Source organism: Alteromonas sp. B31-7 (assembly GCF_015767655.1).
Taxonomy (GTDB): Bacteria; Pseudomonadota; Gammaproteobacteria; order Enterobacterales; family Alteromonadaceae; genus Alteromonas; species Alteromonas australica.
The window spans coordinates 3,269,586-3,292,342 of record NZ_CP065233.1; the positions used below are offsets into that span (position 1 = coordinate 3,269,586).

At 44.5% G+C, this 22,757-nt stretch carries 19 protein-coding genes and 3 pseudogenes; 6 read left to right on the forward strand and 16 right to left on the reverse strand.

The genetic code is table 11. From position 1 onward, the window contains the following. The first annotated feature begins 36 nt into the window (after window positions 1-36). Both IUA53_RS14160 and IUA53_RS14165 read left to right on the forward strand, forming a co-directional pair. Window positions 37-417: a nuclear transport factor 2 family protein gene (locus tag IUA53_RS14160; protein WP_071978710.1), complete on the forward strand. Its 381-nt coding sequence runs from the start codon at window positions 37-39 to the stop codon at window positions 415-417. A gap of 58 nt (window positions 418-475) precedes the next feature. Next, complete coding sequence (locus tag IUA53_RS14165) at window positions 476-979, forward strand: hypothetical protein (protein ID WP_071978711.1); 504 nt, start codon at window positions 476-478, stop codon at window positions 977-979. A gap of 52 nt (window positions 980-1,031) precedes the next feature. On the opposite strand, the gene IUA53_RS14170 is transcribed toward IUA53_RS14165, so the two are convergent. Next, window positions 1,032-1,508, reverse strand: a complete 477-nt coding sequence (locus tag IUA53_RS14170) for a low molecular weight protein-tyrosine-phosphatase (RefSeq protein WP_071978712.1) — start codon at window positions 1,506-1,508, stop codon at window positions 1,032-1,034. Between the two features lie 115 nt (window positions 1,509-1,623). Between IUA53_RS14170 and IUA53_RS14175 the strand changes: the two genes are divergently transcribed. Beyond that, the gene (locus IUA53_RS14175) at window positions 1,624-2,127 is read left to right on the forward strand and encodes a SixA phosphatase family protein (RefSeq protein WP_071978713.1); all 504 of its coding nucleotides are present in this window, start codon (window positions 1,624-1,626) and stop codon (window positions 2,125-2,127) included. A gap of 69 nt (window positions 2,128-2,196) precedes the next feature. Beyond that, window positions 2,197-2,943 (forward strand): alpha/beta hydrolase, encoded by a 747-nt coding sequence (locus IUA53_RS14180; protein ID WP_231401162.1) that lies wholly within the window; start codon window positions 2,197-2,199, stop codon window positions 2,941-2,943. Between the two features lie 146 nt (window positions 2,944-3,089). On the opposite strand, the gene IUA53_RS14185 is transcribed toward IUA53_RS14180, so the two are convergent. The 3 genes from IUA53_RS14185 to IUA53_RS14195 all read right to left on the reverse strand — a co-directional run bounded on the left by IUA53_RS14185 (window position 3,090) and on the right by IUA53_RS14195 (window position 7,191). Continuing rightward, window positions 3,090-4,901, reverse strand: a complete 1,812-nt coding sequence (locus IUA53_RS14185; RefSeq protein WP_071978714.1) for a tail fiber domain-containing protein — start codon at window positions 4,899-4,901, stop codon at window positions 3,090-3,092. A gap of 22 nt (window positions 4,902-4,923) precedes the next feature. Beyond that, on the reverse strand, window positions 4,924-6,336 hold the full coding sequence (locus IUA53_RS14190) for a choice-of-anchor U domain-containing protein (protein ID WP_071978715.1): 1,413 nt from the start codon (window positions 6,334-6,336) through the stop codon (window positions 4,924-4,926). 249 nt (window positions 6,337-6,585) lie between these two features. After that, window positions 6,586-7,191, reverse strand: a complete 606-nt coding sequence (locus IUA53_RS14195) for a transposase (RefSeq protein WP_442859007.1) — start codon at window positions 7,189-7,191, stop codon at window positions 6,586-6,588. A 199-nt stretch (window positions 7,192-7,390) separates the two neighbouring features. Between IUA53_RS14195 and IUA53_RS20510 the strand changes: the two genes are divergently transcribed. Together IUA53_RS20510 and IUA53_RS20515 are read left to right on the forward strand one after the other, a co-directional pair. Continuing rightward, the gene (locus tag IUA53_RS20510) at window positions 7,391-8,449 is read left to right on the forward strand and encodes a DUF4158 domain-containing protein (protein WP_442859008.1); all 1,059 of its coding nucleotides are present in this window, start codon (window positions 7,391-7,393) and stop codon (window positions 8,447-8,449) included. A 327-nt stretch (window positions 8,450-8,776) separates the two neighbouring features. Next, window positions 8,777-10,366: a Tn3 family transposase gene (locus IUA53_RS20515; protein WP_442859009.1), complete on the forward strand. Its 1,590-nt coding sequence runs from the start codon at window positions 8,777-8,779 to the stop codon at window positions 10,364-10,366. Window positions 10,367-10,424: 58 nt separating this feature from the next. Here the strand turns inward: IUA53_RS20515 and istA are convergent, their stop codons facing one another. The 12 genes and pseudogenes from istA to IUA53_RS14260 all read right to left on the reverse strand — a co-directional run bounded on the left by istA (window position 10,425) and on the right by IUA53_RS14260 (window position 22,752). Beyond that, window positions 10,425-11,762 carry an IS21 family transposase gene (gene istA / locus IUA53_RS14205; RefSeq protein ID WP_231401163.1) on the reverse strand — a complete coding sequence of 446 codons (1,338 nt, stop codon included), beginning with the start codon at window positions 11,760-11,762 and terminating at the stop codon, window positions 10,425-10,427. Between the two features lie 271 nt (window positions 11,763-12,033). Continuing rightward, window positions 12,034-12,668: pseudogene (locus IUA53_RS14210) on the reverse strand (DUF4400 domain-containing protein). Then, window positions 12,655-13,212, reverse strand: a pseudogene (locus tag IUA53_RS14215) (conjugative transfer protein). The pseudogenes IUA53_RS14210 and IUA53_RS14215 overlap by 14 nt, the downstream one beginning before the upstream one ends. Before the next feature lie 9 nt (window positions 13,213-13,221). Continuing rightward, window positions 13,222-15,043, reverse strand: a pseudogene (gene traD, locus IUA53_RS14220) (conjugative transfer system coupling protein TraD). Between the two features lie 48 nt (window positions 15,044-15,091). Continuing rightward, window positions 15,092-17,242 (reverse strand): MobH family relaxase, encoded by a 2,151-nt coding sequence (mobH, locus tag IUA53_RS14225; RefSeq protein WP_015066554.1) that lies wholly within the window; start codon window positions 17,240-17,242, stop codon window positions 15,092-15,094. Between the two features lie 116 nt (window positions 17,243-17,358). After that, a complete protein-coding gene (locus IUA53_RS14230; protein ID WP_015066553.1) occupies window positions 17,359-18,072 on the reverse strand; it encodes a hypothetical protein in 714 nt (237 codons plus the stop codon). Beyond that, window positions 18,073-19,263 (reverse strand): nucleotidyltransferase domain-containing protein, encoded by a 1,191-nt coding sequence (locus IUA53_RS14235; protein WP_015066552.1) that lies wholly within the window; start codon window positions 19,261-19,263, stop codon window positions 18,073-18,075. Next, window positions 19,256-20,410 carry an SAVED domain-containing protein gene (locus tag IUA53_RS14240; protein ID WP_015066551.1) on the reverse strand — a complete coding sequence of 385 codons (1,155 nt, stop codon included), beginning with the start codon at window positions 20,408-20,410 and terminating at the stop codon, window positions 19,256-19,258. Before IUA53_RS14240 ends, IUA53_RS14235 begins: the two co-directional genes overlap by 8 nt. 9 nt (window positions 20,411-20,419) lie before the next feature. Beyond that, window positions 20,420-20,788 (reverse strand): metal-dependent hydrolase, encoded by a 369-nt coding sequence (locus tag IUA53_RS14245; RefSeq protein WP_015066550.1) that lies wholly within the window; start codon window positions 20,786-20,788, stop codon window positions 20,420-20,422. 1 nt (window position 20,789) lies between these two features. Further along, complete coding sequence (locus IUA53_RS14250) at window positions 20,790-20,963, reverse strand: hypothetical protein (protein WP_000224748.1); 174 nt, start codon at window positions 20,961-20,963, stop codon at window positions 20,790-20,792. Between the two features lie 129 nt (window positions 20,964-21,092). Next, window positions 21,093-21,644, reverse strand: coding sequence for a MarR family transcriptional regulator (locus IUA53_RS14255; RefSeq protein ID WP_015066549.1), 552 nt, complete (start codon window positions 21,642-21,644; stop codon window positions 21,093-21,095). A gap of 22 nt (window positions 21,645-21,666) precedes the next feature. Beyond that, entirely contained in the window at window positions 21,667-22,752 is a 1,086-nt protein-coding gene (locus IUA53_RS14260; protein ID WP_015066548.1) for an ATP-binding region, ATPase-like protein, read from the reverse strand. Between the last annotated feature and the right edge of the window lie 5 nt (window positions 22,753-22,757).

Sequence of the window (22,757 nt, forward strand, 5' to 3'; positions counted from 1 at the left end):
AAATATTGATAGGCAAAGGCTTTACCAGGTAAGACAATGACTACGGTAAACAAAACAAATAACACGCCAAGCGACATAATCAAACGCTGGGTGGATATTTTTAATCAAGGAGATGCCTCAACACTTGCTGAGTTTTACACCACTGATGCAATTAATCATCAGGTTGCCAATGAACCAGTCATTGGAAAGAAAGCAATTTATGAGATGTTTAAAGAAGAATTTGCCCAAGCAGAAATGGTTTGTATTATTGAAAACATCTTCGAAGACGGTAATGTCGCGATTTTAGAATGGAAAGATCCAATAGGCTTGCGTGGTTGTGGCTTCTTTCATTTTAACGATGGATTAATTAAGTTACAGCGCGGTTATTGGGATAAGTTAAGTTTTTTACGTGCGCATCAATTACCAATTCCAGAGTAAACCTATCGTCTTTTTATTTCGTATGTCTTTCAAATACTAGATAAATATAGAGCGTTAAATGACCACTATCGTTGTAAACGATCAAATGCAGCAAAATTATCGTTACACCTTAACGGCACAAGTCGGCCAAGATTTCCATCCTGAATTTAAGCCACAACTAACACCAAAAGAAATGCTCGAATTGGGTGTATTTGGTGGTAAATACCTTACTGACTGCCAAGAAGAATTTCCAACTGACTGGTTTGAAAATGCCCTACTTAGCCCAAGCCATAAGGATATAACCTTAAACTATTTTCGCGTTGATGCATCACAACCATTAAGCGAGTGGCGTAAAAAAGGTTGGATTTACCACCAAGACCCACGAGGTTGGTTTCAGTGGTACTGCCGTTATTACCAAGGAAGACGATTAGAGAAAGAGGATTTACGTCAGATAAAACGTTGGAAGAACTTTCGCCGACATTTAAGCGCTGTGATCAAATTTTGTGAGCCATTTGATCACAGCTGCAGGCGCAAGCAGCGACAAGCGCTATTGCATTGGGCATATGATTCGCGCAATGTCTAAACTACTAACGATAGAAAGTTGCGCATAAGTGTGTATGTGTGCAGCTTTTTAATTACCGCATTTTAGCTAATAAGCCTTCACTCGCATCTTCAACAAGCTCAAGCACATATTTAAAGCCACCTGCACCGCCGTAGTATGGGTCAGGAACTTCTCTTTCATCAAAATTTTCCGCGAAATCAAGAAACAACTTCACTTTATGTGCACTTTCTTGGGGGGCAAGATCGATTAAATCGTTATAGTTATTCTCATCCATCGCTAAAATTAAATCAAAGTGTTCAAAGTCATTTACCGTTACTTTGCGCGCTTTAATACCATCAAATGAGTACCCTGCACTTTGACCGACTTTAACAGAACGATGATCAGGCTTTTCTCGAGCATGAGCACCAATAGTCCCCGCCGAATCAATATTAACTTGTTTGCATTGTTGTGCCGCTTTATGTCGAAATACAGCTTCTGCTGTTGGAGAGCGGCATATATTGCCCATACAGACAAAAAGTACCGAATCAATTGTTGAATAATTAACGTCCATGCTGACCTTGTTTTTATTATTTGAGTAACTTTAATTAAGCTTAAAGTATATCGTTATTTTCGTCTATTTAATAACAGGCTATACCTTAACCTATGTTGATGAACATCAAAATATAATGGGCAAGAAAATTCACCTTATCAGACACGCTAAATCAAGTTGGAAAGACGGTTCTCTAACTGATTTTGACAGACCGCTTAACCGGCGAGGCGTAAAGTCGTGTGAATTGATGGCGCCAGCTATTTTAAATGCAGGTTGTTATTTTGAAAACGTGTATGTTAGCCCAGCTAAACGCGCCCAGCTTACTATTACCATAATCAATAAAGCATTAGATAACACCACCATTAATTGGTGCACTGTACCTGATTTATATACATTTGATTCGAATGACCTTTTCAGGTTTTGTTTAGGTTTACATGATTCTATAGATGAACTTGTCATAGTTGGTCACAATCCTGCCTTCACTGAATTTTGTAACAGAGTTAGCAATAGCACACTCGCCAATATTCCTACCTGTGGCTATGTCGCGCTCAATACCAGTATGCCGTTTAAGTGGCGCGACTTAATGACACAAAGGTTTACATTAACATCCTTTATTCGACCAAAAGATCTCGTGCGATAAACATGAGACTTCTTTATAATCTTCAAAACTATAAATTTATAAAAACCTCTTATTGGTCAATACATTAAAATGCTTTTATCAATATCTTCAAATACCTCTTCATCTATAAATTTACCGCTATCAGCTATGCTAAAACCTTTTATTAAAACGTGCTTGTTTTCACTACCTTTAACGCTTATTACTTTAAGTTATTCATACGCTGCAAACGCTGGAGAAATATATGAGTCTTTTCCAGAAACTATCGATGCCAATCAAAAATACGTATTTTATTCTCACGGTTATATTGTTGAAGGGACAAATGCCAAACCAAAGCACCCAGAATGGGGCATCTATGATTTTCCTGAGATTAAAAAAGTCCTAGCTGATGATAACTACCATTTAATCGCTTACCACAGAGCAAAGCATACCGAGCCATTTCAATTTGCTAAAAAGCTGGCAAAAGATGTCGCTAAATTAATCGCTGCAGACGTTAAACCAAGTAATATTACCTTATTAGGTTTTTCTCGTGGCGGTGCATTATCTATATTAACTACAAATGAACTTAAGTTAAGCGAGATAAATACTATTATCTTAGCGGGTTGCGCGGGCTTAATAAAAAAACATACTCAGGTAAAAGTATATGGGCATGTAAAGTCGATTTATGAGACCTCTGATCAAGTTGGCTCGTGCCAATTTCTGATAGATAGAAGTGACGATGTGGCGTCTTTTAATGAAATATCGATAAGCACAGGTAAATCGCACGGCGCATTTTATAATCCATTACCTGTTTGGGTAGAGCCTGTTAAACAATGGATAACTGATAATACCCAAAACTAAACAGCCTACCTGTTGTTGTACCAAACAAACAGGTAACTGCTTTGGATCGTTTGGCAAAACACCGCTTCAATCACTTCGCCTGCGTTAGTTTTTGACTCTAGCTCTAGCGATGGATTAGATTGAAGCGATTTCTTAGTAGATTAAATTTATTTTTGTACTAGCCTCATCAGCGCTTCAATTTGTTTTTGTTGCGCTGCAATTTGTGCTTGTTGCTCTTTTACCGCATTAATTAACACAGGCACAAGTGCAACATAGTTAACTGACTTAATGCCTTTGTCATTTTCGCTAACCAATTCAGGTAAAACCGCTTCAACTTCTTGCGCAATTAAACCGACTTGTTGCTCATTGCCTTTTTGTAACTCAGGCTTCCAGTGATATCGCTTACCATCTAGTTTATCTATAGTCTCTAATGCGCCATTAATTGACTGAATATCAGTTTTTAAGCGTCGATCTGAATTTAACGATAAGTTACCTGCGATAGTCGCGTTACCAGTATTATCTATGCTCAATAAATTAACATCTGAACCAGTCGAAAATGATGAAATAGCAAAATCGCCACCATTGGCAGCAGTTATTGTCCACTTATCGTCGTCGGCAGCGCCTGCATCGGCAAATAAATCAATTTGCGCGCCATTACCGGTTGCAGCATTAACAGAGACTTTATTCGAAAAGACATCAGTAAAACGATAGCTCGCATTACCTAAAGTTGTCGTTGCATCAGTTTGAGCTGACCATAAAGTAGTGGTGCTATTACCTAATAACACAGCGTTATCTGAATGGCTGGTGCCGTTATAACCTAAGACGATACTGTTGGTATTAGCATTAGTGGCATTGGTACCAATGGCAATTGAACCTACTTGCGCAATACGACTTGAATAACCGACAGCAACACCATCGTTGGCAATAACTGTCGCTTGGTTTCCTAATACTGTAGTGCGGCTTACATTAGTACTATTATTAGCCCGTGCGGTACCGTCTAAGTCGTTATAAGTAACATACCAATCACTACCATGCGTAGATACAAACTCGACTTCATTATCATGATAAAATGTCCAATCTGCTGAGTCAGCCAAGGTACCGATCCAAATATTATCTTCACCTTCACGGTTGGTATATCCGGCATAGGCACCTAAAGCGGTATTACGGTTAGCGTTAGTGATTGAGTTTGTTCGGTTATTATCAAATCCCGCTTGAAAACCGACAAAGGTATTAAAATCGGCACTTTCTGTATTTGGTCCGGCATTATCACCAATCATGGTATTAGCATTACCACCGCCAATATCACCACCAGCTGCCGTTCCTATTACTGTATTTCGTGAACCGTTATATAACTCTCCTGCTATACTGTTTGGCTTTCCTAAACTATAACCTGCGCCTGTTCCCATTGCCGTATTATAATTACCTCCTTGAGCGTCGTACATGGAGCCATAACCAATACTCGTATTACCTTGACCTCCTGTGTGTTGATAACCGGCTTCTTCGCCGATAAAAGTATTTTTGTTTTCGGTTGTTATTGCATAACCTGCTCGTGAACCAATATAAGTGCCACCAAACCCTGTGGTGCTAGCAGTACCTGCTTGATAACCAATAGCAGTGTTACTAGCTCCATTAATATTAGACTTCCCTGCTTGATAACCGAAAAAGCTATTGTGGTGGCCTATCGTGTTAGCCATACCCGCTTGGTAACCGAAGAAGCTGTTAAATTGGCCTGTAGTATTAGCTGCACCAGCACTTTGACCAACAAAAGTACTTTGGCCTTGGGTAGTTAAAGCGGCACCTGCATCAACACCAATTAGGGTGTTTTCATCACCGGAGGTGAGCGCTGCACCTGCGTTAGTGCCAAGCTTTGTGTTTTCTGCCATCGCCGATGTCGATATTGCACACAGCATGGCAATTACTGAGCTTTTTAAGATGAAACGGTGACTTTTAGTGTTTGACTTTACTATTGAACTCTTCATTCCGAACGACTCCCGGAGATAACTATTTAATAAAACTGTGTAAGCGAAGCATATTTGCTCTTTTAGATAAAATGAGCATAAGCCCGAGTAACAGCAGCCAGTTAACGGCGCCACCACTATTTTGAGTATCTTTTTCTAACGCTTTGTCATTTTCTTTTTCAACGACTTCTTTTACTTCCCTATTGATAAGGACTGTCGCGACAGCATTAGATGAAAGCTGTCCATCACTTACGACTACTTCTATTTCAACCGTCTCATCTGCAGTTAAAATCGGTGCTGTAATCATCACCGTCGCTGAGTTAGTGTTACTAAAACTAACTGCTGCACCGCTGAGTTGACTCCAGGTATAAGTTAGCGAGTCTCCATCACTGTCGGTTGCTACTGCTTGTAACTCTATCGATTCACCTGATTTAATTTGCGTTGAATAATCTGAGAGCTTGATCTCCGGTGCATGATTTATCGATGTTGGCTTAACTTTTAAAGCCCCCGGATCTTCAATGCTGCCATTAATTAACAAGTCAGCATCGTTAGGGCCACCATCTTCTATCGTTAACTCGATACAGTTATCACCTACGGTTAAGCCCAGGCTATAACTCGAGTCCTGAGCTGCTGGACAAGTACCATTACTATTAAATGGCGCAGAACGAACAATATTACGTTCATCTTCAATAAAGTCATACCAACCATCACGAGAGTTATACTTTCGGTATACCGCATCTGCTGGAATGCTCTCCCCTTGCGATAATGGAATGACTATCGCTGCAGACTCTCCATGACGTAAGATACCTTCTAAAATAAAATTAAATAGTGGTGAATACGCTTGATAATCATCATCGATAATGTCAGCGTCGCCATCATTTAATACTGCAGCAATTTCCTCTTCTGTCAGTGCAGTATATTCACTTTCTAAGCCATTTATCGCTTGCACGTAAGAACCTACGACAAGTGTTAACTCTGGATTAGTTTCGATTGGATAACTATTTTGACTACTAGGAATTCGGCTAGTGTTGTCATCATTATCAAGGTAATCCGCTATGCCATCACCATCGCTATCAGCAAGCCCCTCCTCAGCATCAACAGTACCGTCATTATCACTGTCAATAATTGAAGAAAGATCGATAGCATTCTCAATCACTAATTGAATAGATTGATAAGTAGTTAACTGCTCTTGTGTATTACTTTCAGTAACAATAACATCTAACTGATAAATACCTTCATTAAGTGTGTTTGGCTCGAAGCTATAGACGAACTCCCCATTTAGATCAGCAAAAGCACTATCTGTTGAGAACCACTCAATGTTATGGCTATCATCTTTGTTAACATCGTTAACCGTTGCGATTAACGAGACCGTGCCGTTGTCTGGGTCGATAACGTTAACTGGAACACCTGCTTGTTTCACTTCGATATCCACGAAAGGTGCAAGATTTTCATCCACGATGATAACTTCAGTAAATGCACTCGCGGAGTATAAGAAATATTAACGCTATGTACTACCCACTGTGTCAGCTGTATTTAAGGCCAGTTGCACGTGTGTCAAATGGGTACTTTTCAGGAATCAGTGAAGTAGTTGTCATCAAGATAGACGCAATATAACTGGTCTTGGGTACTGAAATCCGCAATGAGATATGTGAAAGCCCTTACCTCAACATGTTGCATGTTCAAGTGATGGTCTGTTTTTTGTGCTTCATGCGCCAAAATCGAAGTCGCGTTGAATGATGTAGTCACTGAATGAGGCTGTGGCTGGTGGAGCTCGAAGTGGCGGCATTAGAGAATCGTTTTTTGCTTCAAGAAGAGTCTGCTTGTCAAGGTGCGCCAAAATCTTATGGATAACAGCCGGATCCGTAATACAAGTAATAATTTTGACGTTGGTTTTTTCACAAGCCTCACAGACTGTGATGTCAATATTGAATACTCTTTTTAACCTTTGTGCCCACGACATGCTTCGCGCATGGTATGGTTTATCTGAATCTTTCAGATGCTCTGCTAAGCGAGGGCTATTCTTACCGCGTTGTGAAGCCGTTACCTCGGCACGCACCTTAGCATTGGGAGCAAACACGCCATAAAACCTCGTAAGGTTTAGCCTCGGCACTGGCACCAGTGCCGCGAGCTTGCCTATGAAATCCAAGGGAGTAAAAAAGACATGTGTGGTACCGTCTTGATAGGGAGTTTTCAGTTGATATCTTACTTTTCCTGAATCGGTTAGACTCAATCGTTGCTCGCTTAACGCTGGCCTTGAGATATATCTGCATAGCCTTTCCAGTTTGTCAGTTTGATGGCTGTCTGCAAACACCCCAGCGTGTAAGCTAAAACCGTTTATTTGAGCTAATTGACCGTAATGTTGTTCGTCTTTGGGGTTCTAGGGATTTTCCCCTCTAAAAAGACTTAATCCTCTGTAGACCACACCAATAAATGGCTGCGGAGGTGGGTTACTACTTATAAGTGTGGCAAATTAGGTAAATATCGTACATTTAATACGGAACAGCCCTGATATGGCCATCAAAAACGAAATTACTATTCTCACGAGAGCAGAACAGGCAGATCTTTATTCCCCACCCATTTTTTCAATCGAAGAACAACGTCTGTACTTTTCTCTGAACGATGCGGAATTGGCAGTTTTTCGGTCAATTCGTCTCAGAGCTCATAGATGTTACTTTGTCGCGATTTTGGGATACTTCAAATCAAAGCCCGTCATCCTAGATATCGCTTACTCGCAGGTTTCTAAGGATTTAATGTTCATCAGTAAAGAGCTGCTTGGCGGCAAGGGGCTCAGACCATTCACTCCCTCACAAAAACAAAAAGATCGACTCTACGCAAAAGTATTAGACCTTGCTGGTTATCACAAATGGGACGAAAGTCAGCACTTCAATTCTCTTTTCGACCACCTTGTTCAGGTGGGCAATGCCTGGCTGGAGCCGCGTTACCTCTTTGATACTGCTATTGAATTCCTAACCAGTCACAGCATTGCTATCCCTAGGTACACCGTACTCCAGAGACTGATAAGCAGAGCGATGCAGCAGGTCAGAAAAGACCTGGCGCACCAACTTAATCAACTCACCAGTCCTGAACTTCACGTCTTTCTGGACAGCATAACAGCCATTGATGACGGACTAAGCCTGAACCAGCTCAGAGGCGGTGCAAAAAGTCTGACCGTACCTGAACTTAAAAAAGAGCTTGCCCTTTATCATCAGTTAGCGCCATGGCGCACGCAAATCAATGGCGTTATCGATGGGCTTAATCTGTCTCTTAAAAATCGACAACACTTCGGTGAGCTCATCAACTATTACGGTAGTAAACTCAAACGATTCAAACGCGCACAGCAGCATCTATGGTTGCTATGTCACCTGACAGAGCGGATACAACTGGCACTGGAACGGTTAACTGATGGGTTCATTTACCATATCCGCAAGCAACAAGAAGCTGCCAACACCTTTGCACAACAAGCAGTGTTCCTGTCCTGGCAGTCAGCCGCGGACAATGTCACGAAAGCGGCAGAGTTACTGCATCTGTTTGTGATGAGAACATTGATGATAATCAACCCTTCTCAGTAGTCAGACAACAGGCATTGAAGGTCATGAATGACAGGGATATCCAGACCCTCTGCCTTTACCTGAAAAAACAGAAACGGACCGTGGAAGAGTACCAGTGGCAACATTATGACGAACAATGCAATCTCTGGAGCAACTGTTAAGGCAGGTGTTCTTGTGCCTTGAATGTGAGGCCGGTAAAGGCTCAGAAGCCGTCGTCGCCCAACTTCAACAGATGCAGACGGAAATCGCATCGGTGGACCACTGAAGACGATGGATACGTCGCTCATCCCGAAAAAGCACCTCCCATGGTTGGTTGAAACAGGATAACGTTAACCCGCAACGTTACGAATGGCTGCTCTACGGCAGTTAACTTCACGACTGAACGGACGTATTTATCTGTCAAATGTCACCAAATACCGGGCACTGGAAGACGACCTGATCCCCCAAACATCGCAGGATACCTTGCTGGCCTCATCAACACTGGACAGACTAAAACAGCCCGCAGAGTTATTGTTACAGGAGAAACAACACCGGCTGGAAAGTGCACTCAAAGACGTTGCTCTCCATATTGATGAGGGAGACAATCGAAATGTGATCATGAAAAATCGTACCGGTACCCGCTGGCGTCTGCCGACCAAAAGCGCTACATCTCTGGTCAACAATCCCTTTTTTAAGCGAATGCAACCGGTCGGTATCGCGGATGTACTGCGGTATGTAGAGCGCGAAACCGGGTTCATGAAATGTCTGACTCATGTACTTCCGATACAAAAACAAGGGTTCACTCATCAGGATGATTTACTGGCCATTCTGATTGCCAACGCCACTCACCGTGGTGTGTATGGCATGGCGCAGATCTCCGATCGAAGCTATGAACACCTGAGTACGGTGCAGGCCAACTATATCCGGCCTGAAACGCTGCATGACGCCAGCGACGTGATCAATAATGCGGTTGCAGCGCTACCCATCTTCCGCCACTACCATATTCAGGAGGACCAGCTGCATGCCAGTGCGGATGGTCAGAAATTCGAAACGCATCTGGAAACGTTTAAAACCCGGTATTCCTCGAAGTACTTCGGTACCAATAAAGGGATCACGGCCATGACCCTGGTCGCCAATCACAGCGCGCTGAATGCACGGATAATCGGCTCCAACGAGCATGAATCACACTATATCTATGATCTGTTGCAATCCAACAGCAGCGATATCAAACCTGACGTACTCTCGACAGATACACACGGTGTCAATCACGTCAACTTCGCTTTATTGGATCTATGCGGCTACAGCTTTGCACCGCGATACGCGCAATTTAACAGCGTCATCAACGATCTGTTTGAGGTGACTGAAAATGAACAATGTAACACCATACTGGCGCTAAAGAAGCCTATCAGAACGAATGTTATTACAACGGGATGGCAAGATATCAGGCGTATTGTTCTGTCACTTCAGACAAAGCGGACGACACAAGCAATGCTGGTGAGAAAGCTGTCTGGTTACCCTTCTGGACACCCAATATTACAGGCTCTGACGGAGTATAATCGACTGGTTAAAGCGCAATATTTACTTGACTACATCGACGATGCCAGTTTGCGGCAGTATGTGCAACGTGCCCTGAACCGGGGAGAAGCATGGCACTTCCTTAGACGAGCCATTGCGTCGGTGAATGGTGATCAGTTCCGTGGCAAAAACGAGTCTGAAATCGCTATCTGGAATGAATGCGCAAGATTGCTTGCCAATGCGCTCATCTACTTCAACTCCGCGATACTGAGTCATCTTCTGGGACACTTTGAAGCGACAGGTGATGAAGAAAAAGCGGCTATCACTCGTGCTGTTTCGCCCGTTGCATGGCAAAATATCAACTTAAGCGGGACGTATAACTTCACCAATACCGGAAAATTGCCTGATATTAGTGAAATTACGAAGCCAATCGTGGATGATTAAGCTTGGAAACGAAAGTAACCCACAGCTGGAGGCTATATAATACAAAGCCTGTAGCATTCTATGTTACTTTAGAGGGGAAAATCCCTAGAACCCCAAGTTGATGCTCAACCACCAATGTCGTGTATTCGCCAATTCGGGTTGCCCATAACACAAACCGCTGAGGCGACCACTCTTGATGCTTCAAATGCGCCTTCGCCATATGCGTGGTGTCAGTCGTGTGGCCGTGTTTAAAGGCTCGCGGGTGGTGGGCCACCTGCTTTCCCTGATGATTAATGGTCAAGGTGGTTCGGCTTGCATGAATCATCACGTTTTGTTTTACCAGTTGATATGGTACGGAGTAGAAGTGACCGTCGTATTCCACATGGTAATCAAGATGAACTCTGGCCTTTTTAACCTCAAGGTACTCATAGGGGGATGGTGGTAACGGTCTTAACGCAGGCTTATCAATACTTTCAAATTGAGATTGGCGAGATCCCGGACGTTTTTTAAACGGGCGGTTGTTGAGGTCTGCCAGCAAAAAACGAATGGCTTGATTAAGTGACGCGAGAGTAAAAAATGGCTGCTTTCTCAGGCGCATCATGATCCACCGCTCAACCACTTGAACCGCGACCTCTGCTTTAGATTTGTCCTTTGGTTTGTAGGGGCGAGCTGGGATGACGGCAACATTGTAGTGCTCTGCAAGTTGCTGATAGGTAGGGTTTAGGTCAGGATCATAGCGGCAGGCTTTGCTAACGGCACTTTTCAGGTTATCTGGCACAACCACCTCCGGAACACCACCAAAAAAGTTAAATGCTCGAACATGGGAACCAATCCAGTCAGGCAAGCTTTGTGACCATGTCGCCTCAACGAATGTATAAGAGCTGGCGCCCAGGACGGAGACAAAAATCTGGGCAGTACGTACCTCGCCCGTTTGATGGTTAATGACATCCATGGTCGGCCCGCAATAATCGACAAACATCTTCTCGCCAGCTAGGTGTGTTTGTCTCATCGATAGCTGGCGTGAGCCCTGCCAACGTTTGAACAGAACGGTGAAGCGAGAATAGCTATAGTGATTACTGGGGTGGTCTTGTGTGTACTCTTCCCACAGCAATTGTCGTGTCATTCCCTTGGTCCCCAACTCATCGTGAATTGCATTGAAATCGGGTTCCGCAAACACGGTGACCGTGTCCTTTCTTGGTTTTCGTGACGGCTGCAGGATGGCTAAAACTTGTTGCTCTGTCATGCTCTCTGGCAAAGGCCAACCAATGCCAGCCGCATCGGCTCGATTGAGGTACTTTGAGATAGCCCCCGTTGATATATTCAGGCTACGGGATATTTGCCTGGATGAGAGGTCGGCGCCGTATTTGAGGCGCAGAATTTCTTTGATTTTCTGCATAGAGATCTTCTTCGTTTTCATAACGGCTCCTGAGGGTTAAACAAAGGAGCGCAGGTTAATGGTTAAAAACTGACCTGCAAGAAGGGGTGGGGATTTTTGCTTACCGTGAACACTAAATTTTGTCATGCGGAAAAAGTGTTCACGCTTAGGCAAAAATCAGTGTTCACAGTTAAGAAAATTAGGTGTTCACGCTAGAGAAAAATTGGTGTTCACGGTTGGGAAAAATACGCAACGAGAACGGCAATACCGTAGGCGTAAGGTTTTAGCTCTACAAGATGAGGCCCAACTGGCCTCATATCTTCTTCTGCAAGTGACTTAACGCCAACCCTGCCATCAATGCCAAGCCGATGATCATCGACGGTAGCACCACCGGTGGAATAGCCAGCGGGGCGAACAATCCCATAAACAGCAAGATGACGCCTGAACCCAGGATAATCATGCTGTAGCGGTGAATGATAGGGCTCGAAAAATCAAAGGTTGTCTTCTTAATCTTCCAGGTCATTAAGCCATCCCACAACGCCGGTAACATGAGAATAAGCGCAAAGGGCAACCAGACCATCAGCAACGCAAATCGAGTGAACACTTGGTACAGCACATCAAAAAATGCCTGAATACGGTCTTCTACCCACACAAACCAAAAGCCTCCCATGTTCTCCATCCCTTTAGAACGAAGTCGCTGTTCTTCAGTGGGGATTAGAAAATCACGCACAGATTGCTCCATCTGCGTATCCACAATCCATGACTGATACCAGCGATGGCTAGTTTGACCAATCCAATAGCTTGTTTGTGCGCCCAATTGGTTTTGGATCATCTGCTTCTCTTTACTGATGACCCGGCCAGTCCAATCACGGGCACTAACACGCCAATGGCAATAATCTCCAGCATCAGTGCCAGACACAGCAGCCAAACGGACTTATGCTTGCTCATGCCAAACATCCTCTTCTACTCGCGCCAGCATGGCTGCAACGGTTGGCGTCATAATCCGAGCTTTAATCACTTGCTGAAGCCGCTTTGTCGATGTATGGTCACTGACATAACGCACATCAATACGTCCTTCAGCCAAATACGCCATCCGATTTGGACGATTACGAATCCAGGTGTGGAAATACACACCATCCACGGCGGCCCACTCGAAATGGTCAGGATCACGCAGGCGAATCCCCGTTAAAGCACTGGCGGCAGCCCAGGTCAGTGCCTCAATGAAATGCCAAAGGCGTACACTATCATCATCACAACTGACTTCTTCATAACTGCCCAAGCCATTACACAGACACAAATCAAAGATGGAATGGCCATCTAAAGTGACGCATCGTTAAATAGTCCGCCAACAGTGCACTGAGGCCAAAGCATGAGGCCAGTCGGTTTCAAGTAGTCTTAAGGTTTCCTTGAACTGGGGATTATGTTGCTGCCACTGAGCGAGCATTTCTTTACTGGTAAGTGTTGTCATTTTCAGACAGACAGAATGATGCATACAGACTCCTTATGCTGCCTGTGTAGAGCTGGTTAAAATAGGAATGCGGCCTTTGATCACGCGGCCACCTGAAAGCTTGGCGATGTACTCCAGGTTGGGAAGCTGGCCTAATAACTGCGGTGGAAACATATCGCCTTCTTCCTCCATCAAGCGTTCGCCATGATTGCCGGTAAACAACGCGGGGCTGTCCGAGTTGGACGACATACCTTGAGTTTGCATGATGTACTGCAACCGAGTCTTAGGCAGATTGTCGGTAATGTACTGCTGCGTTTCGGCATCCATCACCCGAAGGCTATCAGTTGTTGATGTTACCTAACACCTGACGGGCCTTAGCTTCGCTGCCTGTACGAGCTGAAAAATCAGCAAAGGTCTGAGTAGCAATCACACAACGCATTTTTGCGCCACGGCCTTTGTTGAGCAGTTGAATGAAGGGATCGTTGACGACTTCAGCAGCCTCATCGATGAAGATATTTACGGGACGATTTTCAACACCATAGTTATAGCGGTCACCGGCCACAGCCGTGAGATCGGATAAAAGCAACGAACCAATGGCGCTGCCAACCATGGCGTCGGTCAATGAATCCAACCCGATATAGGCCACTTGGGCATTGTTGATAATACGGCCAGAATCCGTAATTAACCGGCTGTCATTCACATCGTTTGCAATCGGTGATAGCAGTGGGCCAAGTTCACTTGAAGTGAGCATATTGAGCACCGGCATCAATGAAGCCACCATCTTGGAATAGTGGGTTCTGTCATGCTCAAACATACTCAATAGCCCTTCCAAATCGGTATTGGCGGCAACGGGCTGAATGCGTTCGTAATAAAAAAGCAGCATCGCCATGGCTTGTTTTGCCAAGGTATTGGCCTTTTCGGTAAAGCGCTTAATCTCCACACTAAAGTTCGGATATACCTGCTCACCCCAAGCCGTGACGGCTTTTACTACCAAACCTTCTGGGCCACCTTCCAAGAATCGTCTCAGGGTTTTCAGATCAGGACGTTGTGACGTAAGCAACAGACCTTGCACTATGTTGTTCAATGCCATTTGGCCAAAGGCTTTAAATGGATCAGCACCGGTTTCAGATGGGATTAGTGCCGCAATTCGGCTGGCAATTTCAGTGCCCCGGTTAAAGTTTCTAAGGGGATTAAGCCGTACCGAATGCTCAGGAAAACCCGGATGAAAATACACAAAGCGCTCAGGACTACCGGCGGCAATACAGGCTCGCTGCGCATTATCCTTAAGTTCCTTGTCTCCCTTAGGGTCAATAATAATCACGGCTTCATTACGCAAAATGGCCTGAGTGATCATCGCATCAAAGCATCGGGTTTTTCCGGCACCGGTCGTACCGACAATTAAGGTATGCCCCTCGGTGTGACCAACTGGCTGGTACACATCTTCTTCTTTGGGCTCGACACCATGAATCCAGGTCGAACCCATTTGTTTGCCGTGACCTTGGTTAAGCAAGGTTTGCTTATCCCGCTTTAGGATTTCATAAGCGCGTTGGGCATGGCGTTGGTCCCACTCAAAGCCATAACCTAACCACAATTCATCAGGATGTTTTGCCATTACCTTTTGCAAATGCGACAGCGCCATAAATGCCAATGGTTTGCCTTTTAGCCCCTTCTGCAACTTATAAAGACGGTAAGCCTCAGGCAGGCGATACAACGCCATGCCCGAGGAAATCCCTGTCATCCACCAAAATGGCTCAGGTGGTAGCTCAGTCAGCATTTCTGCGGCAATCGCCCCAGTGGCCCCAACCACCAGCCAACCTGCTGCTGCCATGGCCTCATAGTTCGTGCGCCAGGGCATTTCGTATGCGTTTTCTTTCATTCATGCTCCGCAAAATAACCGTTTGCAATCCACTTAATTTCAAATGGATTAACGTTTAGCGTGAGCGGTAAACAGAACCGTTTCCCCCTCATCAAACTGGCATTGGTCACTGGCCGAGATCCCCCGAAGCAGCTGTCCGGCTGGAATGCCATGCTCCTTGGCGACTTGACGTAAGGTTTGAATCGTGACGCGAATACCATCGGCACTATGATCCACGTCTGGGTAATCGCCATCGGTCAGTAAGATGGGCAAATCTTTCACAAAATTAACCATCTGTTGCCGCTGTGCGTGTTTGGGGTCTGTACTTGAGTTCGCATTGGGCGCAATCGGCGTTTGCTTGCGCTCAGCTCTTGTGGCGAGCTCTTTTGCTTGGGCACTGGTTGTCTCAGTTCGACTCGGACGCTGTGAAGCCTCTTTGTTCTGAATTGCTGCCACTGATTCTTCGTCTTGTTTGGAGATGTCTATCAGTGCAGTAAGCCCCTTAGAAATCGATACTTTCAGTAGTAACCCTTGCTCCTGAACGCCATCCTTCGTAGTCACAGTTCTGGCCTTACGTGTCGGGTTTGCGGGATCTAGTTCAAGCCAATCTAATCGACTGAGTTCAGCAAGTAGTTTTCGGGGGGCACACCAAGGTCTTACGGCATCGGGATAGCGGATCAGGGCTTGCTCACCAACCATAATCAACGCACTGCTGGCCTCTGGGAGCCACGCCAAAGATTCAGGGAGATTCAATGAATCTGCATCGTACTGGTTTACGTTATTTGAGATAGCGCCATCATATGAATTGTTAGGCTTTTCACATCCATCACCCGGAACGTTTTCATTTTCCTCAAGGTGATTAACATCACTGGCATGACGAAGTTCATCATCTTGGTCGGACGATTTTGACGATGGCGACTCATCCGAATTACTGAGTTCGATTGATGATGACGCTTCAGGCAAGCCTGGCTGCTCACTGGAGCTACTCTGTGGCTCTGCTTGTGTTTGCTGTGTTGATTCCCACTCAGATTTGCTAAACAGTCTCACGCTACTTGGTACATTCGAGCTGAACAATAAATCGGCCTCAGATATATGCAGCATGGGTAGCCAGATTGGATTGCCGTCTTTGATCAGTACTTCAGGGGCAAGGCTTTCATATCGCTCATTTGAGGCGGATTTAGTGGCCAATCCTCGCTCAATGAGGATGTCCGCAAGGGTATCGGGATCTCTTGGAATGCCAGGTATCTTGTCTTTAGCCAATAGCTCAATGATGTCCTTAGCCGCGCTTTTCCAAACCAGGTAAAGATCGGTTGATTGATTCGATTTTCGTATCCAAACTCTGGCATCTCGTTGATTGACCAACCACTGGGAACTGGCAAGCAATCGCCTCATGGCATCAAGTAGATAGCGTTCGACTGGGACTCCAAGGGCATTGTCGTCAACGGAAATGCGTTGAGCTTTCAGGTCTCGCTGGACACTGGTTTGGTCAGCTTCAATAACCAATTTGGACAGGACATGCTCGGGATCGGTATTGCCAATTGCTTCCAGCATGGCTTGCAAAATTTCAGGGCCCGGTTGGGTTAACCAGGCGAGCAACTCAGGTGTCATCACCCGGTTTAATACCAAAATTGAAAATTGCTCGTGCCGCTTGCACCGTCCGTCGCGCCAGCGAATGAAATAGCGTTCAATGCTGTTGTTACTGGTCCACTGGGATAAGGTCTCTAAAAAAGGGTTCCACTGATAGCGTCCATCTTCGTCTGTAATGGACAAGTCTGAAACAGGCTTACCAATATCATGGAACAAACCGCCTAATGCCGCCGCAACACGCCACCTTGGCTCTAGCTCTTTTTTCTCAACCGGTGTGCCACTGGCAACAAAGATGATCCCTTCAGCAGCTTGTGCCGCCCAGAAAGCAACTTCCAACGAATGACGTAATAAACCACCAGCGCCACTGTGATGATGATGCTCAGAAGCTGGCAACAAATGAACATAAGCAGCCAGATGATCAATGCAGGGCTGAATCAGCCTTTGAAACTCACGCTGATTAAAGCCAAGTACTTGGCGCAGTTTGGCAATTAGCTCGTCTTGTGTGGACTGCAAATCCTCGGGTGACGCAGCTGGCAACCCCTTCAGGAATGGCGGATAGCGTGGAATGTCTGCATCCAGTTGCGATGACAGCTCTGGTAGTGCTTTGGTTTGAAAAAATAGTTTTTTGAACATAGTGAACCTCCGACACGATAGTGTGAAGGTTCAATCTGGCGTTGCCGGTTGATTAGACTAAAAAATCCGATATGTATTAACACATACGCCAAAAAATGCTGAGGGAGCTGATTAAGCTAAGGCGTATTTCTACTTGGCCTTTTAGTTTTTTTCCCAACTCTCCTTTTGGGTTTTTCAATCGGTGTAAAAGCTTCTTGTAGGTGATCGCGAAACCATCGGCGGCGCTCAACTTGACGAAACTCGTTCAAGACAAACCGATAGTCACACGAGCCAAGACGATCACCACAACCACATGGACAAGGTAATTTATTTGCCTCACGCTTGCGCAAACCTAACGCTTTCAGTGCCCGTAGAACCGATGCTTTACCATTAACATTGAACAACTGAGAATAATCATCAATCAGGCCTTTCTCACCATGGTCCAGTTCGCCATAGGGAAAGTTGCCAAATTCAACCCTATGGGACACCGAATAAAGAAACCTGACAACAATCTTTTCGAAAAAGGTTGTCAATGACGAGTCGGCTTTCAAAATTGACTTAATTTTCAGGTCTGAGCCAAGACAAAATGATCCATCAGAGTAAGTATGGAAGTCCTGATTACGAGGAAAGTAACCAGCTGTATCAAACACCACTGGTAAAGCCCTAGGATACTCACTTGGGCATACAATCCTTAGAGAAAATGTTCGCTCAATAAACCGACTTCCAGCTAGCTGTGCTTTTAACTGATACTCTCCCTGCAACTCAATCTTATCTGCATGGACATCTACTAATCTAATGTTCGGATAGGCCGAGAGAAAAGCCTCTAGGCCCACAGCCTTCCAGTGCTTCATCTATTGCTTAAACCATGGCTTTGGATCAGATGATTGAATTGCGAAAGTTGGTTTTGTTGTCACCGCAGGAATACCCAATAGACGTGCTACCGAACTTGAATCAAGCTTCAAATCCAAACCATTTTGCGCCGCATTTACTATTCGTTGCGTATCATCACTTGAGCAAAGAGCACTAAAGTCAGCTCTAGCTTGATACAGCCATTTATAAAAGTTTTCTTGTAATCGGTATTGAGCAGATTTTTCGTCATACCACTTGTCTGCAAAATCTTCGGCTGGGTTGACTGGGTTCGGAATCATTGGCGCTTGTGCAGAAATATGGTCATCCATCTCGGAGAGCACCGTATTCAACGCTGAAGCCAAATCACTTTCACCTTTATACGATTTAGCCGCCAATGTAGTGATGATTACCGATATTGGCTTACTATCCTCATTGTTTTTAAACATAGTGTCACGATGACGCTTCAATAATTGGATAACCTGCTGTAAGGGTGTCTTCCATTGATAATATGGCAGACTATCTATACTGGCTTTAAATCGCATTTCACGTTCGTTTATCACTAACCGTGCCGTCTTCATGCGCGTTTCAAACCATCGAGCATATCCTTCAGGATTGCTGATACGCCAGTTTTCATTCACAACTGCATAAGTGGAATCTGTGTTGTCGGTAATCGAAACTGCAAGCTGAGACACGTTTTGAGCCAAGTTTTCATCAAACTTAGAGTTTTCGACCATCCGCTTTTTCAACAGTCCTCTTCCTGTATCACTCTCTGGCACACACGGAACTATGTCCATGTGAAAGCTAAGCCCATCGGCATACTCTAAGCGCCAACAGCGTTTCTTCTCGGCTAGCTTTTCCTTAATTCCTCTGGCGTTTCGATAAAGCTCTAATTCATGACCCACTAGGTGCTTTAGTTGCTTTTGAGTGATAGACGTTTTATCCAGGCCACGCCGAAGATTGCACCCCATGTCTAGGTCATACTGTTCTTCTGAATCGGGCCTAATCGCCGTACCTAGACGAAAGGAACCTTGAGAAAACACGTGGGGATCAAAATTCACGCATGTTGACTCTGGGCGATGTAACCAATCACCTAGATCCTTATAGCGTTTTTCAGCCTTTTCATAAGCACTGTCTGGTAGCTCAATTTTTTCCAGAATTGTGTTTAGAACGTCGTTACTTTTAGTATTACTCATGTAGATCTCCTCGAAGCTCGACTGCCATTACGAATTGTTGTGTTTTTATGTCGTGGTCATAAATAAGCCATGGCATATCAGCCTTAGGCATTCTGGCCCGTCCTAATTCGACGGCACACGATACTGGCATCACAGGAAAAATTTGCAGTGGCGTCGCATCCCCGTGTGTATTTTTGATTTCAACAATCAGCTTTCTTATGCACTTTCTGAACAAGGAGAGCTGCTGCTTTGACTGCATGAAATCATTATGAGGCTGCTTGATAGTCACTTCCCAAATCGATGTATCTGGCCCTATAACCCGAGTAATTCGCTCATGCGACACATGGTCACTCAAAGAAAGTACCAGGGCTGGCTTTCCCTCCATATTCTGAGGTCTGTTGATGATGTACTCAAAATCATCTGAACAGTCTTGCCAAAACCAGCCTTTAGGCTCTCGATGCAGCTGATAAGTCTCGACGTCAATTTTGTCGGTGAGCAAAGCGCCAAGTTTTATTAACAATGGTTGAGGAGCTAACGCGAACAATGAAAAATGCTTACATGAATCCTCTTCGATAATCGATGAAATTTTACTTTGAAAACGCTTCGTTAGGTGTTGCGACTCTGCTTGCCAATATTGTTCAGAGTGATCCTTCAGCTCTGATACCATGGATAGGGTCACTGGCTTTTCAGTTGCCGGATACCAATTCGGAAACATTGCCTCAACACAACCGTGATAATTAATCGGTGATCTTTCAGTTCCAATATTGGCACCATATAAAACAACATTTGATTTGCGATCAGGATCAATGCCTGTGAGTATTTCTATACGTTGCTCATGCTGCATTTTCCAACTAATCAAGAGATCGGCTGGATACCTATCCTCGCTGCCTTTCTGATCAATTTTTTTGTGACAGTCATAGCACATCAACATGAGGTTGCTGACGTCATTCAAGCTGGTTGGCTTAGTTTTAAAGAGTCCCCAACCACGAGGCCCATTCTCAGAAAATGCGTAAATATGAGCATTTTGAGAGACATTGACCGATTCCTGGGTCACCGCTGATTTGTATAGCAACTTATTACACCCGCTAAACTGACAACGCGCAGCGGCACGAGCCCAAAGTTCTCGCTCAACAGGGCGTTTAATGTGCCTCGTGACTTCAACGACCATTCAAAACTCCTATAGTTTGCCAATTAACGGAAGTGAGCGCGGTGTTGTCGCATCACAGAGCAAATGGCTTACATAAGCACATCCGGCGATTAGCCCCAGCCCGCGAAGACACTTATCAATTGCCTCTTCCGGTTGCCACTCATACAAATGTTTGAGACCAACACCTAGTGCAGTTAACACCAATAGACTGTGGCAAAACTGGCGATGGTGAGGGTTACCCAAAGAGGGTTCCAGAATATCTGGAAGCTTGCCAAATAGAGAGCCAACCGTAATGGCAGTTACAGGATGGTGACTGACAGCTTGTTTTTTGTTGTCCGCAAAGGCAACGGTTAAACCAACCGCAGCCCCGACGGCCAAATGGGTTTTACCATTAGCCAAACTATTTCTCCTTCCTGACACCTTTAAAAGGTGTTTTGTCGGATGTCTTTACATCCATGAATCGACCAGTATCAGCATCTCGCTTTACCCAATGTCCGCTTGGCGTCTGAGTCTGAGATCTACCTTTAACGGCACCGTTTCTGTGTCCGTCACCTGATGGGGGATTTGTAGCCATAAAGCCTCCTATTCTGCTTAACTTAATCACATTTATCAGATATTAATAAAAAAGATCCAAAGGATCTGATCAAATAATAAACTTCAATTCTGCTTAACGCAAGCAGATTAACCAGAAAATCAAAAAAAACTACAAAATTGATCGGTAGACAAATTCCAGTCCACCTGACTCTGCCACTTCTTTTTGACCTAACACAAGACCTGTAGCATGAAGCTTCTTCAATCGACCACTGGCATTCTGTGCTGAAATGTCAAAGTGCTTAGATACATGTGACGAAGTCACTGTCTTTTTTGCAATAACAAAATCTAGAAGCTCTTTGACAGTCGCACTGAGTTTTATACCAAGTACTTCGTAACCGCTATCGCTCTTTACTAGAAGAGGTTGATCCTTGGCTGTAGCGCCATAAGACCAATTATCCAGAAGGTCACGACTCGGTACATTAGAAAGGTAAAAACCTTTTTCTCCTTTCAATGCTTTAGCCAACGAGATTACACTTTCACGAGGAAATGAAGCATCAGTGAATCGAATGCCTTCCAAGCTGATAGCAAAAATATCGCATGATGGGTGACCATCAACGATCTTTTTAATCTTCACATAGGCTTCACTACCTTCATCGTTACCAAAGGCATGGTCAGAACCTACGACTTCTGAAAGAAGAATTTTATGAGTTAACTGTTTCATCTGCTTAAGTTGACACTATTTATCAGAAATTGTCAACATAGAAGTCAAAACAGATATGGGTTCCTGTGATAGGGAACAACCCTCGATCTTCAGAAACATTGATGAGTTGACCCTTCGAGTATTCCAAAGCCAATGAGAAAGTGAGCTGCCTAATAACAATGATAACTTTCTCTTTACTAGCGTGCTCTCGACTACTCTTGAAGCCTAACCCCCGGCCTTTACCAAAGCGACTAACCTCACCAGATGTAAATGCTTTTTGAACGAGCGCAATGTCATTCTCAACAGTTTCCGCTGAAAACTGTGCGTACAACTTCGGATGTTCACTTTGTAACGTTGTTCTCAAAGTAGCGGCAATACCTAAACCAGAGTCGGATATGACTGTTTGAATATGCTTTGGTTTATTATACGGTCGATACACTTGCAGACCTGCTAGTCCAGGTATTTTGGATTCACTGTGATCAGTAACGTTGCCTACAAGCTCTGAAAAAACAGTCTTAGCCGCTAAGAAATAGCTAGCTGAAGAATGCTCTACAAACCTGTCGCCCAAACGAATTACAAGCTCCTTGTTTTGGATTGGCTGTGCAATTTCGCCTAGTTCGACCAAGGTATCGCTATTATCCCGATAAGTTTTAGCAGCTGACAAAACGGGCCTTTCAGGAAGACAAGTGACACTTTGATTAAGATAATCAAAGAAGCCATTTCTGCTGAAAAAACTGTGAGTATTAGGACATGCTGTAGTATCCATCACCACATCCTTCCCATTAGCAGTAAGCTGATTCGCGAGAGCAAGAAAACGGGCCAATGCTATCAGCAAAAACTTACAATCGATGCCGAATCTAAATGTTATCTTGTTTGCATCTTTTTGATACGCAAGCTTACCGATAGCACTCTCAAAGGCTTTCTCATCAATCCAACCTGTACCGAAATCAATTTCCACATGCTGAGCCCGTATCAAGCACCATTCATGATTTGAGTTTTTCACAAACGTATCCTGGTTTTTGTGAAGAAACGAGTTCACTTGGGACTTATCCAGCCCTAGCTCCTTGGCAATTTGACGTCCTTTCAGGCCTGGTGACCCATCTAATAACTCTGAGACTGCCTTCAGCAAACCAT